A 14,112-nucleotide genomic window follows, 5' to 3' on the forward strand; every position below is an offset into this window, starting at 1 on the left:
GTCGAGTGATGACCTCCCGCGGGGCCGCCGAGGTGGTGGGCGAGCTCGGTCGGCTCCTGCTGGGCGCGCCGGTTCCTCTGTCGATCCGTTGCTGGGACGGCTCCGAGGCCGTCGTCGAGGGGGCTCCCACGCTGGTGGTACGCCACCGGAGGGCCTTGCGCCGCCTGGTCTACGCGCCCGGGGAGTTGGGGCTCGCCCGCGCTTACGTCAGCGGGGACCTCGACGTCGCAGGCGATCTCTACGCGGCACTGGGCTCTCCGGACGAGCTGCCGTCCCGCCCGGAACTGCACGTGGATCGGCGGGCCCTGGCGCGGCTGGTCGGCCCGCTGCTGCGGCTCGGGGTGCTCGGGCTGCCCCTAGCGCCGCCGCCCGAGGAGGCCCGGTTGCGCGGGATCCGGCACTCGCTGCGTCGCGACCGGAGCGCCATCAGCCACCACTACGACGTCGGCAACGACTTCTACCGCTTGCTGCTGGGCCCCTCACTGGTCTACAGCTGCGCCTACTTCACCGAACCGACGGCGTCGCTGGAGCAGGCCCAGAAAGCCAAGCTCGACCTGGTCTGCCGCAAGCTCGGGCTGCAGTCGGGGATGCGGCTGCTCGACGTCGGGTGCGGCTGGGGTTCGCTCGCCCTGCACGCGGCGGCCGGGTACGGCGTGTCGGTGATCGCAGTGACCATCTCCGCGGCCCAGGCCGAGCTGGCCCGCCGGCGCATCGCCGACGCCGGGCTCACCGAGCGCGTCGAGGTCCGGCTGCAGGACTATCGCGAGGTCGTCGACGGGCCCTTCGACGCGATCTCCTCCATCGGGATGGCCGAGCACGTGGGGCTCGCCCAGTTGCCGAGCTACGCCGCCAGGCTGTACGCGCTGCTGCCGCCCGGTGGCCGGCTGCTCAACCATGCGATCGCACGGGGCCCGGCGGCCGGTCCCGACCGGCCCGATCCCCGGTCGTTCCTCACGCGGTACGTCTTCCCGGACGGCGAGCTGCAGCCTCTGGCCACCCACGTCCGGGTCCTCGAGGAGGCCGGCTTCGAGGTCTGCGACGTCGAGGCGCTCCGCCGGCACTACGCGCTGACCTGCCGGGTCTGGGTGAGCAATCTCGAGCGCCGATGGGATGAGGCGGTTCGACTGTCCTCCCCGGGCCGGGCCCGGGTGTGGCGGCTCTACCTGGCGGGATCGGCCCTGGCCTTCGAACGCCACCGGGTCGGGGTGAACCAGGTGCTCGCGGTGAAGCCGGGAGCACCCGGACAGGTTCGACTCCCCCTGCGCCGTCCGGACTGGAGCCACCCTGCCGTGAGGGAAGGCCACGAGCCTGCAGCGGCTCAGCCTGAGGACGTGGCGGAGGACCAGTAGCGGCATCCGGTCACCTGCTCGTCCCCTGGAGCCCCTCCTCACCAGCTGACCGGCGGTCGGCGTGCGTCGATGGACTGCAGGGCACCCGTCGGCTCCAGCCGCTACCTGCCCCGGAGACGGGGTGGCGTCAGGCCGGCGACCCAGCACCCGTCCCGGGCGACGCACCGCGGGTGCGCACCATGCCGGGGCACCATCCGCTGGAGGTGGTGCTGCGGCCCCGCCCGGGGGGCGGGACGAGCCGGCCGTGCAGCTCCCGCCCGTCGCCGGCCCAGTGCAGCAACTCCTCCTCCCACGGCCGGGCGAGCAGTGCCGCGCGCTCGTGCAGCTCGACCTGGACGGACAGGAACCCGCGGAGTCCCCGCCAGGCCCGCGACGTCGACGTCCTCCAGCTGAGCATCGGTCCCCTCCCGGACTGCCCGGCCTCCGGCGGCGTCCGCCGCCGGACCCAGGGTCGACCGCGCGAGGCCCGGGGGCCAGTGGCGGGAGTGACCCCGACCGCGTCCTTCCTGCCAGCTTCCGGCCGGGTTCCCGACGCGCGGGCGTACGCGGCACCTCATGGCCATCACCTGCCCCAGACCCCTCGTGGTCCCTCCGGGGGTCCACGGGAGACCCCCACGGTCCCGGACTCCGATGCGCTGAGGGTGCCCGCCCACCGATGCGGGTAACACAGGACCATGAGCGCTGAGGACAAGATCAGGAACAAGGCCGAAGAACTGCGCGGCAAGGGCAAGGCAGCCGTCGGCCGCGCCACCGACGACCCCGACCTCGAGGCCGAAGGCCGGGCTGAAGAGACGAGAGGCAACGTCAAGCAGGTGGGCGAGAAGATCAAGGACGTCTTCAAGTGAGGCGGGTCCGCGGAGGTCTGCCCCGTTCCCTGTCACGCTGAGACCCTCACGGTCCGTCGATTCCCACCCCGCCGACCTGCCCGTCGTCCGCGAGCGCGTCGATGGGCGGGCGACCGAGTGGCGTCGGTCTCCTGGAAGCCGGCTACCGGTGCGTGCCCGTCCGGTCGGCCTGCTGATCGAGCCAGGCGCGCAGTTCGTCTGCCGAGGCGATCGAGGCGTCGAGGTGCACGAGGTGACCGGCGGCGCCGACGAGGCGCAGTGTCGAGCCCGGGATCGCATCGCGCAGGGACCTGGCTCGAGCGACGGGGGTCCAGGTGTCGTCCTCCCCCCACCCGATGCGGACCGGCGCTCGGACGCCATGCAGTCGGCCCGCGAAGTCGTCGGTGCAGCGCTCGTCGGCCCGGGCGATCTGGCGGTAGAAGGCCGCGCGGCCCTGCTCGGTCAGCCACGGGGCCGCCAGTTCGTCGAGTTGCACCTCGGTCAGATCACGATGGCTCGCGCCGGCGATGTAGCCCGCAGCGCTCCTGCATGGACGGCTTCCGGTGGTCGAGGACGACGTCGGGGTGGGCGACCGGCCGCGGATGTCCTCGGTGAGCACGGCCTCCGACCGGTCGCCGGCCGCGCCATGCGGGTCGTTGTCCTCAGGAGGTTCGTCCTCCTGCCGCGTCGCGCAGGAGGAACGCGCCGTACCCGACGACGCGGGCGCGCCCCGCTCCGCTGTCCGCCGACGTGGCCAGACGGAGCAGTTCGACCGACATGTGGCGCTCTGCGGCGTGGTGCAGCAGCCCGCGCAGAGGTTGGTGGCCACAGGCGTCGTCCGGGCGCAGGGCGGCGGCGTCGCGGGCCAGGACGGCGTCGGCAGTGCGCCGGTCCCGCTCGTGGGCCGAGGGCTCGTCGAGGTGGTGGCTGAGGTCGGTGGAGACGACCGCGAGGGCGCCGTCGACCGCGAGCAGAGCGGTCAGGACAGCCGCCACGGACTCCGGCTGCGTTCGGCCCACCAGCACCGGCAGCACCGCCACCTCGGGGCCGAGGACGCGCTGGAGGAACGGCAGCTGCGTCTCCAGGGAGTGCTCGCCGTCGTGGGGACGGTCGTCCACCGCCACGCCGGGCAGCGCAGTGGCCACCGTCCGGGCGTCGTCGTCGATCCTCACGATGCCCAGCGGTGTGGCGAAGGCGTCCACGGCCGGCACCGCCATCCCGTCGAGCGGGCAGAAGTGTGCCGGCCCCAGCAGCACGACCCGGGGAACGGCATGCGGTGCCACGGTGAGGTGCGCGTACGCGGTCGCGGCCACCGCGCCCGAGTACCGGTACCCGGCGTGCGGCGCGACCACGGCAGCCGGCGGCACCGGTCGCGGCTGGCCGCAGACCTCGTCGAGCAGTCGGTCCACCAGGTCGCGCAGCTCCTCCGGATCAGCGGGGTAGAACCGGCCGGCGACCGCGGGCGGGCGCACGCGCACCGATCAGCTCCCGGCCACGGACACCGGCAGCCGCCGCGCTCCCCACCTGCCGACCGGCCCGTCGTAGCGCCCCGGCACGGCGGCACCGCACGAGGCGCAGCGCCCGTCGTCGGTGAGCCGGTAGCGCCCGATGACGTACCAGTTCCGCTCCACGAGGGCCTCACCGCAGGCCGGGCATGTGGTGCGGCCGCCCTCGGCGTCGTGCACGTTGCCCGTGTAGACGAAGCGCAGCCCCTGTTCCAGGGCGATCCGCCGCGCGCGGGTCAGCGTCGCCGGCGGGGTGGGCGGGACGTCGCGCATCTTGTAGTCCGGGTGGAAGGCGGTGAAGTGCAGCGGGACGTCGGGCCCCAGGTTCTCGGCGATCCAGGCACACTCGGCGCCGATCTCCGCGTCGGAGTCGTTGTGCCCCGGGATGAGCAGCGTGGTGATCTCGAACCACACGTCGGTCTCGTGCCGCAGGTACACCAGGGTGTCGAGCACCGGCTGCAGGCGGGCGGCGGACACCTTCCGGTAGAAGTCGTCGGTGAACGCCTTGAGGTCCACGTTCGCCGCGTCGACGTGCGCGTACAGCTCCCGTCGCGGGTCGTCGCCCACGTAGCCGGCGGTGACCAGGACGGACCTGACGCCCCGTGCCCGGCAGGCGTCGGCGACGTCCACCGCGTACTCGAGGAAGATCGTCGGGTCGTTGTACGTCATCGCGACGCTGCGGCAGCCCAGCCGCTCGGCGGCCGCGGCGATGTCCTCCGGACCGGCGGCGTCGGAGAGCCGCTCGATCTCCCGCGACTTGGAGATGTCCCAGTTCTGGCAGAACCGGCAGGACAGGTTGCACCCCGCGGTGCCGAAGGACAGCACCGCGCTGCCGGGCAGGAAGTGGTTGAGCGGCTTCTTCTCGATGGGGTCCACGCAGAACCCGCTCGACCGCCCGTACGCAGTCAGCACGACCTGGTCGTCGACGCGACCGCGCACGAAGCACAGGCCCCGCTGGCCCTCGTGCAGCCGGCACTCCCGCGGGCAGACGTCGCACTGCACGCGACCGTCGTCGAGCCGGTGCCAGAACCGGCCCGGCACCGTGAAGCGGTCGTGAAGACTGATGTCGGCCGTCATGACGCCTCCTGCACCCACGATAGGCGCGCACAACGGGTGGACGGGTGCGCTGAGAGCAGCCCTTTCGAGCAGACCCGCCCCCAGCACACCTCCCCGGGTGCGGGGGCCGCACGATGACCCGGAACCCCAGGCGTCGGCCGCGGGTTCGCGGCGGTTCATCGCGGTGCATCGGCGCAGCTCACACGGACCACGGAACTCCGGAGGACAGCGGCGGACCATTCGAACCCGGGCCGATGGTGGTCAAAGAGGGGGGTCAGGCTGACGCCGCCCGTCGTGCGCGGCCACAGCACGTGCGTGGCCTGTACTGATCCCGGAACCGATGTCGGCGTCCCGCGCGTGCAGCCAGGACTCGTCAGGAACTCGAGGGTGACCCCATCACCACGACGCCTACCGTGTAGGGAGGAATCTGCGCTCGCTTCATCCCCACGATCCAGGGAGCCCTCTGGTGAGCGAAAGCAGAACGGGCGAGTACGCGCGCCGGTCAGTGGACGGTTACATCCACGATGCCCTGCTCTACGACTCGGTTGGCGAGCTCACCGGCGTCGCGGCACCCTTTCTCCTGGAGGGTCTCGCCGCCGGGGATGCCGCCGTCATCGCCGCCGGCGCTCGTACGACAAGCGTCTTGACCGAGGCCGTCGACGGGGACCCACGGGTCCAGGTGCTGGGGCGCTCCGACGTCTACGGCACGCGCACCCCCACGGCGATCACGGCCATCCGCCGGTTGGCGGAGCGCAACGCGGCGGAGGGCATCGGCCGGGTCCGAGTGGTCGGCGAGGTCGACTTCGGGCGCACCCAGCGGGACTGGCTGGAGTGGCAACGCTACGAGGCCGTGATCAACATCGCCCTCGCGCCGTGGCCCTTGTGGGGCTTGTGCGTCTTCGACGCACAGCGACTGCCCGAGCAGGTCCTCGTGTCCGCGCTGCGCACGCATCCGAACCTGGTCACCCCGGAGGGCCGCGCATCCAATCCGCTCTTCGGCGACCCGGTGCGTTATCTGCGCTCGTTCCCGGTGCCACCGGAACCGTTGGAGAGCACGCCGCCGCGGCTGGCCGCATGGGATGTCTCGGACTTCATCGGCCTCCGGCACGCCGTCGCGGCGGAACTCGCCACCTCGGATGCTCCCCGCGACGTGCTCGGGGACTTCTTGATCGCGGTCGACGAGATGACGTCCAACGCCGTCCGGCACGGTCAACCCCCGATCGACGTCGCGCTGTGGATCTCGTCCGACAGGCTGGTCTGCACCGTCCGGGACCGAGGACGCGGATGGGACGACCCGCTGGCCGGCTACGATCCCGCGCACGGCGGCGACCTGTCCCGCGGCGGCATGGGGTTGTGGCTGGCACGCCAGTTCTGCGACCACGTCGACATCACCCATCCCGGGGAGGGCGTCAGCGTGCGGCTGACCACGCGGCTGCACTGAATGAAGCCGGAACCAGCCGGCTGGTCCAGCCGCGATTCGACCCCCCCGCCGACGGCCGACGGACACTCACTGGCCTACGCGTTCCTCGATCGGTGGTGGCAGTACGGAAAAGGCGCCGGGTGACCGCGTCCCAGCGCGAGCGGTGTCCTGTCCAACTGGCACCGCCACGTCCTCGTGGTCACCGCGGTCCCGCGCTTCGTCACCCTGCTGTGGACCGGCCGAGGCGGCTGCGCCGGTGGGAACTCCGGGACCTGTCCGGCGATCTCCACTGGCGCGGCGTCGTGCGCCGGCCCGCCACCCTCGGTTCGACCGGCGTGGCTCGACCGCCGCGGCCTTCGGGCAGCCGCGGCGGCTGCTGAACTCATCCACGGGATGGCCGCGGACCGCGACAACCCCCTACCGGGTGGCCGTGGCCCCCACCTCGGGCGCCGCCACGGCTGGCAGCCTCTCGTACTGCTCGGCGGCCGGCTCGGGGTGCGTCGGCATCATCGGGCCGTCGCCCGCCGGGTCGAGCACGTCCTCCTCGAACCACTCGTAGCGGCCGGAGAGCACCTGCTGCGCGGCCTCGTACTGGGCGTCGTCGTCGTTGGCCCACAGGGCCGTGAACAGCCGGTCGGCCCGCCGGCGGGCCTGGCCGCAGAACAGGTCGGCCAGTTCGACGGCCTGCTGCCTGCGGTCGGGCTGCTCGCGGGCGATGGTGTCCGCATACACGCACGCGCACGTGATCCCGTAGAGCTCGGCGCCGATGTCGACGATCCGACCGAGCAGGTGGCCCTTGTGCTCGAGGCGCGCCTGGTAGCGGCCCATCGCGTAGAAGGTCGAGCGCGCGAGCTTGCGCGAGTGGCGCTCGACGTAGCGCAGGTGCCTGGCCAGGTCGCCGAACTCCGAGAACGAGCCGGGACGCTGGCCAGCGCCCGTCGTCAGCGTCGGGAACCACGTGGCGTAGAAGGCACCCGCCTTGGCGACGGCCTTCGCCTTGTCGGCCAGGCCGGAGCCGCCGAGCAGTACGTCGCCCGCGACCTGCAGGTGCTGGTCGACGGCCTCACGGGCGATCAGCAGGTGCATGATCTCCGTGGAGCCCTCGAAGATGCGGTTGATGCGCATGTCGCGCAGCATCTGCTCGGCCGGCACCGGCTTCTCCCCGCGCTGCGCGAGCGACTCGGCGGTCTCGTATCCGCGACCGCCGCGGACCTGGACCATCTCGTCGACGGCGGTCCAGCCGAGTTCCGACCCGTAGAGCTTCGCGAGCGCGGCCTCGATGCGGATGTCGTTGCGCTCGTCGTCGGCCAGCCGGCTCGACACGTCGAGCATCGCCTCGAGGCCGAACGCCGTGCCCGCCAGCCAGGCGAGCTTCTGCGCGATCGGGTCGTGCTTGCCGATGGGCCGGCCCCACTGCTTGCGCTCGGCCGACCACTCGCGCGCGATCTTGAGCGAGTACTTGACCATGGACAAGCAGAACGTCGGCAGCGACAGGCGGCCGGTGTTGAGCGTGGTGAGCGCGATCCGCAGGCCCTTGCCCTCGCCGCCGATGACGTCCTCGTTGGGGACGAAGACGTCGTCGAAGCGCGTCACCGAGTTCTCGATGCCCTTGAGCCCCATGAAGTCGTTGCGGTGCTCGACCGTGATGCCCGGGCGGTCGTACGGGCAGAGAAAGGCGGTGATGCCGCCCTTGTGGCCGTCGGACCTCGGGACGACGGCCATGATCACGACCACGTCGGCGATCGCGCCGTTGGTCGCCCACAGTTTCGTGCCGTTGATCCGATAGCCGGTGCCGTCCTCGGTCGGGACCGCGGTCGTGCTCATCCGCGCCGGGTCCGAGCCGACATCCGGCTCGGTGAGCAGGAATGCCGAGATGTGGTCCTTGGCGAGCTTGGGCAACCACTGGCGCTTCTGCTCCTCGGAGCCGAAGTGGCGCAGCGGCTCGGGCAGGCCGATGGACTGATGCGCGGACAGCAGCGTCGAGATCGACGAGTGCCACGTGCCGGCCATGGCCAGCGCCTTGTTGTAGTAGACCTGACTCAGCCCCAGCCCCCCGTACCCCTCGGGGATCTTCATGCCGAGGGCGCCCAGGTCCCCGAGTCCCTGGATGACGTCCTCGGGGATCTTCGCCTCGCGCTCGATCTGCCGCCGGTCGACGCGCTCGGTGAGGAAGGCGCGGAGGCTCTTGAGGAACGCCTCGCCCCTCTCGACGGCGGCTGGTCGGAGTTCGGCCTGCGGGTGGATCAGGTCGAGGCGGAAGTTGCCGAGGAAGAGCTCCTTGCCGAACGACGGCTTGGTCCACTCGGTCTCGCGACTGGCCTCGGCGACGCGCTTCGACTGTTGGTATGACGGGTTCGACGCCATGGACCAGGATCTCCTCCTGTCCCTGGGTCGACAACCGACCTCGACGCCGGAAGGCCTGGACGGCCCGGTAGCGGACCGTGATGGCGAGCTGCGGGTCTGGTGTGCAGTCCGACCTTCCATCGGCCATCGACCCATGGACGCGTCTCACGGTTGGTTCGTCGTGCCGGCTACGCGCTGCGGGTGCGCCGGGCGGAGGCTGTGGTGGGTGATCGGGGAGCCCGTTCCGTGCGCATCACAGTGGTTCCACGCGGACAGAGGAACTAGCCGGGCGGTGAGCTCGGCCACGTCCATGCGAGCAGAGGGCCCCAGGACATGGCGGCCTTCGTCCCCGCAATGCTCGCTACCTTCGCCACGACCGCGCCGGAGCCGGCCAGGACAGCGCCGGGGCATGCGTCCGATCCGCAGCGCAACGCACCCCCCGGCATGGCCGTCGCCGCCCCGGCGCCGGCCGCGGCCCCGGGCGCCGCCACCGTCCAGCGGATGAGGGGTCTCAACCGCTGCACGGGACAGTCCGTGCCGGTCCGGTGATCACCCGCAGAAGTGTCTCGCCGCTCAACTCCCCCTTGGCGATGAACCCGCGCGCCGTGCTGGCGTCCACTCGGTGGCCGTAGTCCCGCAGTGCCCGGCTCGAGACCAGCACGACGATGGGTGCGCGCGCCTCCGCGGCGAGCGCCTCCGCGACTGTGAAGCCGTCCAGGTCCGGCAGCTGGATGTCGAGGAGGACGACGTCGGGCACCAGATCGCGGGCTACGGAGAGGCACTCGGCGCCGTCGGCCGCCTCCCCCACGACCTGGAAGCCCTCGGCCATGAGCAGCCGGCGGGCCAGCGACCGGAAGGGAGCGTGATCATCCACGATCAGCACCCGCGCTGCCACGGGTCGATGCTGACACCGGTTCCCGGCACTGCCCACGGGGACAACCCTGCATGCAGACCGGGGTCTGCCCGCTGGTGGGGCCTCGTCGACCGGGCGAACCCTCGGGAGGGTCAGTTCAATCCCCCGGAGGCCGTCATGTCCCGTTCCGTGCGCCCGACCGCGAGCTTGTGCCGAGCCGGCGTGGCCGGCGCGGCCGCAGTCGTCCTGCTGACCGCCTGCGGCGGCGATGGCGGAGCGTCAGCGACCAACTCACCGGAGGCCACCAGCACCGTGGCGGAGCGGACCGCCACTCCCGGTGCGGCCACCTTCTGCGCTCAGGCCGCCGGGATCGACCAGCGGGTCGACTCCGCCTTGTCCGACCTCGAGGACAACGACCCGTCGGTCACCGACGCGTTCCATCAGATCGCCACCGAGTTGCGCGGCATCGACGCACCGGACGCGATCAGCTCCGACTGGGAGGCGATGGCGGTCGGCCTGGACCGGATGGCCGACGCGTTCGCCGACATCGACGACATCACCGACCTCGACTCGATCGAGTCACTGGACCGGGCCGAGGGCGACCTGACCACGGCGAGCACCAACGTGGACACCTACCTCAGCGACGAGTGCGGGCTCTGACCCGTCGGTGCAGGTACCGACCTCCGAGCGCCGAGCCCAGGGGCGCCCCTTGCACCGAGGGAGTCGCCCGCCGGTCCGGCGGAACGACCGGACGAACGCCCCGATCCCTCCCCCACCTGCCGTTGGAGGCCGTCATGTCCCGCACCGTGTCCTGGGTCCAGCAGCACCGGCTAACCACGTTCTTCGCCCTGGCCTACCTGGTGGGATGGGGCCCCTGGCCCCTTCGCCGCCACCGGTCTGCTGCCCGCCCAGATCTCGTTCTTCCCCTTCGGGCCCCTCGTCGCCGCGGTCGTCGTCATCGGTCTCGCCGACGGGCGGCCCGGCTACCGCCGGCTCGGGTCCCGGCTGCTCCGGTGGCGGGTGGGCTGGGTCTGGTACGTCGTCGCCCTCGGGCTCCCGGTGGCCCTCGTGCTCGTCACCGGCTTCGTCACCTCCTGGCTCGGCGCCCCGGCACCCGACTTCTCCACCATCGTCGGGTCGGACGTCCTGCTGTTGCTGGCCGTCCGCCTGGTCGACGTCACCGACGGCGCGGCCGGTGAGGAGCCGGGGTGGCGCGGCTTCGCACTCCCCCATCTGCAGGCCAGGTTGCCCCCCTGGGCACGGCCGGCCTGCTGGGGGTCGTGACCGCCGGCTGGCACGTTCCGCTGGTGGTTCTCGGCAGCCTGGCCCCGGCCGGCTTGCCGAGCACCGTGGCGATCACGTTCCTCTACGTCTGGCTGGTCAACCGCACCGATGGCAGCCTGCTGATGCCCCTGCTGTTCCACGCCAGTCAGGGCGCGCTGACCTTCGGCATGCTCGGCTTCACCGGTGCCGACGCCGACCGCGTCCCGGTCGTCTACTTCGGCGTCCTCGTCGTCGCGGTGGCGGTCACCATCGGGTTCGACCACACGGCCTGGCGGAGCGCGCCGGCGTCCGCCGTCAACGAGGAGCCGGTACCCGCTGCTCTGGCGCACTGACGGCGAACCGGCTCCGAGCGATGATCCCCACCGTGGACACCCCCGCGGTCGACCGTCCGCGAAATCGGTGTTGGCGTGATGACCGCGGCCATGCTGCCCGCCCAGCAGGCGCCGCGGTCATCACGCGCGGACGAGAGGCGGAGCCGCCCTACCCGAATACCGAACGCGGACTCGAGGCGCGTACAGCGGTGCGGAGATCCGGGCGATCAGAGGTGTAGCGCGGATCGGTATCGCGGCCTCCGACACCGCGTCCGCTCGGCCCGCCGTGTCGCGTTCTCGATCGGGGTCCGCTCAGGAGTCCCAGATGGGGCCGACGGCCGTCATGCCCCGCTGCCGTAGCTGTGCGACCAGCCGCAGGGTGGTCTTCCTGTTCGAGATGCAGATGACGGCCTCGGCGCCGGTCTCCCGGCACACGCGGTAGGCCAGCCCGGCCAGGTCGGGCTGGCCGTGCGCGTCGGTGTCCCACAGGATGGCGTCCGGCTGGGCGGTGAGGATCTCCCTCAGCAATTCGGGACCGTAGGTGCGCTCGGGGTTGCGGGTGACCCACACCAGCCGGCCGGGCGTCGGGTCGCAGAGGAGCTGCGGCAGGCACGGCGCGATCCCGCTGCCGGTCGCCACCCACACGACCCGGTTGAACAGCCGAGCCACCGTGACGACGCCAGCCGTCGGGACGCCGCGCACCCACACCGACTCCGGCCGGTCGGCGATGAAGCGGGCAGTCCAGTCACCCCCGCAGGAGACCGCCATCCGGGAGGCGTAGGCATCGCTCGAGGGCATGTCGGCGAAGGCGTGCCATTCCCCGAGCGGCCGGCGGGCGATCCGGCTCGCCGTGCCGGGCTGCACCCGCCGTCCACGATCGAGGGTCACCAGCGCCACGTGCTCGGACGGCGTCACGACCGACACCGGTACGTGGCACAGCTGCAGCCATGGGATCAGCACGAAGACGGCGACGGCCAGGACGATCCACGTACCGGGCGACGCGGCCAGCCCGGCGACGACCGAGCCACCGGAGCGCGTTGCCATCAGCACGGTCAGCACGCCGAAAAGCACCACGGACAGCCAGCCGCCGTAGCGGTGGGTCAGCTCGTACCGGTTGTGGCGCTGCTCGCGCGCGGTCGGACGCGCGCACACCGCCATGGCGCCGAGGACGGCCAGGATCGCGGTGGCCACGGCCAGGAGAACGATCTCCGGGCCGCTGTCCGGACCGGTGACCACGGCGCCCGCCGTCATCGCCGTGAAGGCGGTGAACCAACCGATCGCCGACAGCGCGCAACCGACGTGGACTCCGCCGCTGAACTGGTGCACCTGCGCGAGCGCCGAGCGGACGCGCAGCGGCCAGCGAAGAGGAACCGACGTCGCCATCCGGAACAGGACGTTGACGAAGTACTGCTGCCGTACCAGCGCGGCGAGCCCGACGTTGATGCTCGCCGCAGTGACGGAGTACGCCAGCACGGACGGAACCGACCTGCCGCTGACCAGCACGAGCGCGGCGGCGATGACGTTGCCGGCGAGCACGAACGCCAGCCAGCGCAGGAACGGCAGCATCGCCCGGCGGGTCGGGATGGCGGCGTGGGCCGCCATCCGCCGGCCCCGCGCGGGCCGGCGGGCCGAGGCTCGAGCAGGAGTTCCGATCGGAGGAAGAACCGGCTCGATGGGGACCGGTGGGCTGGGAAGAACCGCGACGCTCATGACGCGCACCTCTCGACCTGGCCGGGAGGATCCCGATGGCGCCCCGAGACTGCTGGCCAAGGGGGCGCGGTCTGGCCAGCGCCCGGAGGACGAGATGCCGTTCTCCGATGGGTGGACAGCTGGCCGCCGATCCATCCTCGCCGTCCGGCCGGCAAGGTGAGAAGAACGCATCCGCGGTGGTCCGGTGAGCCCTGATCGATGGCGAGGAGCACCGGCGTCTGAGTAGCCCTGTACGGCGGAGGACGGCGGCGAGGAGCGGACCGCAGAGGCAGCGGCATGGCGGTACGCCCACTCGCCGGGCCGGTACGCCCGCGGCCGGGATGCGTTCCGTGCGACGGCTTCGAAGCATCGCTTGGGTCCACGCCGTCGCGAGGCCTCCCGGCATCCTCTGCGGCCCTGATGCCGCTCCTCACGGATTGCCGTGGACATCGCAGCGCGCGTCCTGCCACGGCCGGAACAGAGGTCGAGCGAGACGCACAGTCGCCGCGCGCGGTACCACCGCGGACGACATGCGACCTGACGGTGTCAGGGAGCCCGGTCCCCGCGCCGACTGATACGGCTCGGCCCGGCGTCGGCAGGCCGATGCCGGGCCGGTGCGGTCAGTGCGTTCCCCGAGCGACGAGCAGCTCGCACGGGCCGACGAAGCCGGTGCCCGCCTCGAACTGCTGGAGCCCGTGCTCGACCTCGGCCCAGACGTCCTCCCTCTCCTCCTCGGGCACGGCGGCCAGCATCTGGTGCAGCGCGCCGAAGGACTCGCGCTCGAAGCGCAGGCACTCCGCCGCCGACGGCAGCAGCAGCGGCGCCTCGACCGTCTCCACGCCCACGTCCCGGAACCCCGCCGATTCCAGGGCCTGCTCCAGCGCCCCGGGGGCGCCCAGGCTGAACGGTCCCGGCAGTCCCGGACCGGGTGCCGGCAGTCCGGCGCGGCGCCGGATGACCGACACGGGAACCGAGAAGAAGCCGTTGCGGTCGGGCGTCGAGTAGACGATCGCCGAGACCCGGCCGCCGGGACGGAGGGCGGCTCGGATCCCCCGGAGCGCGCCGACCTGGTCCGGCAGGTAGATCAGGCCCAGCCGGCAGATGGCCGCGTCGAACTCCCCGCCGGCGAGGGCGCCGAGTCGCTCACCGTCGGCCTCGACCGTCTCGACGTTGACCAGTCCCGCCTCGGCCGCCTCCTTGGCGGCGTAGGTGAGGATGGTCGGGGAGATATCGGTGGCCACGACGCGGCCCCGGCGGCCGGCCCGCCGTGCGGCGGCCAGCGTCTGGCCGCCGGAACCGGCGGCGATGTCCAGCACCGATGCGCCCGGGGCGACGCCGGCACCGTCCAGCATCCGATCGGTGGCCTCTGCGAGCCAGCACTCGACCGTGGGGCCCCAGCGGTGCCACGCCTCTGCCGCGTCCTCCCACTGCTGTCGGGTGGTGGTCTTGTACTGCACCGGGTCGAAGCTCATGGCTTC

General features: G+C 72.2%; 14 protein-coding genes. 6 read left to right on the forward strand and 8 right to left on the reverse strand.

The annotated features are described in order from the left end of the window. Positions 1-8 precede the first annotated feature (8 nt). Entirely contained in the window at positions 9-1,349 is a 1,341-nt protein-coding gene (locus BUB17_RS19235) for an SAM-dependent methyltransferase (protein ID WP_083606445.1), read from the forward strand. Between the two features lie 127 nt (positions 1,350-1,476). On the opposite strand, the gene BUB17_RS19240 is transcribed toward BUB17_RS19235, so the two are convergent. Beyond that, on the reverse strand, positions 1,477-1,746 hold the full coding sequence (locus tag BUB17_RS19240; RefSeq protein WP_072920300.1) for a hypothetical protein: 270 nt from the start codon (positions 1,744-1,746) through the stop codon (positions 1,477-1,479). Positions 1,747-2,023: 277 nt separating this feature from the next. On the opposite strand from BUB17_RS19240, the gene BUB17_RS19245 reads away from it, so the two are divergent. After that, positions 2,024-2,194, forward strand: a complete 171-nt coding sequence (locus BUB17_RS19245; protein ID WP_072920301.1) for a CsbD family protein — start codon at positions 2,024-2,026, stop codon at positions 2,192-2,194. A 142-nt stretch (positions 2,195-2,336) separates the two neighbouring features. Here BUB17_RS19245 and BUB17_RS19250 read toward each other — a convergent pair whose 3' ends face one another. From BUB17_RS19250 to amrS, 3 genes are all read right to left on the reverse strand, one after another. Then, positions 2,337-2,669 (reverse strand): alpha/beta fold hydrolase, encoded by a 333-nt coding sequence (locus BUB17_RS19250; protein ID WP_072920302.1) that lies wholly within the window; start codon positions 2,667-2,669, stop codon positions 2,337-2,339. Positions 2,670-2,835: 166 nt separating this feature from the next. Continuing rightward, positions 2,836-3,651, reverse strand: coding sequence for an AmmeMemoRadiSam system protein B (amrB, locus tag BUB17_RS19255; protein ID WP_072920303.1), 816 nt, complete (start codon positions 3,649-3,651; stop codon positions 2,836-2,838). Between the two features lie 3 nt (positions 3,652-3,654). Continuing rightward, entirely contained in the window at positions 3,655-4,755 is a 1,101-nt protein-coding gene (amrS, locus tag BUB17_RS19260) for an AmmeMemoRadiSam system radical SAM enzyme (protein ID WP_072920304.1), read from the reverse strand. A gap of 445 nt (positions 4,756-5,200) precedes the next feature. Between amrS and BUB17_RS19265 the strand changes: the two genes are divergently transcribed. Further along, positions 5,201-6,175, forward strand: a complete 975-nt coding sequence (locus BUB17_RS19265; protein WP_072920305.1) for a sensor histidine kinase — start codon at positions 5,201-5,203, stop codon at positions 6,173-6,175. 396 nt (positions 6,176-6,571) lie between these two features. Here the strand turns inward: BUB17_RS19265 and BUB17_RS19270 are convergent, their stop codons facing one another. Next, positions 6,572-8,518, reverse strand: coding sequence for an acyl-CoA dehydrogenase family protein (locus tag BUB17_RS19270; RefSeq protein WP_072920306.1), 1,947 nt, complete (start codon positions 8,516-8,518; stop codon positions 6,572-6,574). Between the two features lie 490 nt (positions 8,519-9,008). Next, a complete protein-coding gene (locus BUB17_RS19275) occupies positions 9,009-9,392 on the reverse strand; it encodes a response regulator transcription factor (RefSeq protein ID WP_072920307.1) in 384 nt (127 codons plus the stop codon). Between the two features lie 135 nt (positions 9,393-9,527). Between BUB17_RS19275 and BUB17_RS19280 the strand changes: the two genes are divergently transcribed. From BUB17_RS19280 to BUB17_RS19290, 3 genes are all read left to right on the forward strand, one after another. Next, positions 9,528-10,010 carry a hypothetical protein gene (locus BUB17_RS19280; RefSeq protein WP_141243099.1) on the forward strand — a complete coding sequence of 161 codons (483 nt, stop codon included), beginning with the start codon at positions 9,528-9,530 and terminating at the stop codon, positions 10,008-10,010. 360 nt (positions 10,011-10,370) lie between these two features. Next, positions 10,371-10,634: a hypothetical protein gene (locus BUB17_RS19285; protein WP_072920309.1), complete on the forward strand. Its 264-nt coding sequence runs from the start codon at positions 10,371-10,373 to the stop codon at positions 10,632-10,634. A gap of 23 nt (positions 10,635-10,657) precedes the next feature. Then, positions 10,658-10,966, forward strand: a complete 309-nt coding sequence (locus BUB17_RS19290) for a hypothetical protein (RefSeq protein ID WP_141243100.1) — start codon at positions 10,658-10,660, stop codon at positions 10,964-10,966. A 291-nt stretch (positions 10,967-11,257) separates the two neighbouring features. Here the strand turns inward: BUB17_RS19290 and BUB17_RS19295 are convergent, their stop codons facing one another. Then, positions 11,258-12,547, reverse strand: coding sequence for a ferric reductase-like transmembrane domain-containing protein (locus BUB17_RS19295; protein ID WP_072920311.1), 1,290 nt, complete (start codon positions 12,545-12,547; stop codon positions 11,258-11,260). A 707-nt stretch (positions 12,548-13,254) separates the two neighbouring features. Continuing rightward, on the reverse strand, positions 13,255-14,106 hold the full coding sequence (locus tag BUB17_RS19300) for a class I SAM-dependent methyltransferase (RefSeq protein WP_072920312.1): 852 nt from the start codon (positions 14,104-14,106) through the stop codon (positions 13,255-13,257). Between the last annotated feature and the right edge of the window lie 6 nt (positions 14,107-14,112).

The sequence above is a fragment of the Geodermatophilus obscurus genome, from assembly GCF_900143215.1.
GTDB classification, from domain to species: Bacteria; Actinomycetota; Actinomycetes; order Mycobacteriales; family Geodermatophilaceae; genus Geodermatophilus; species Geodermatophilus obscurus_A.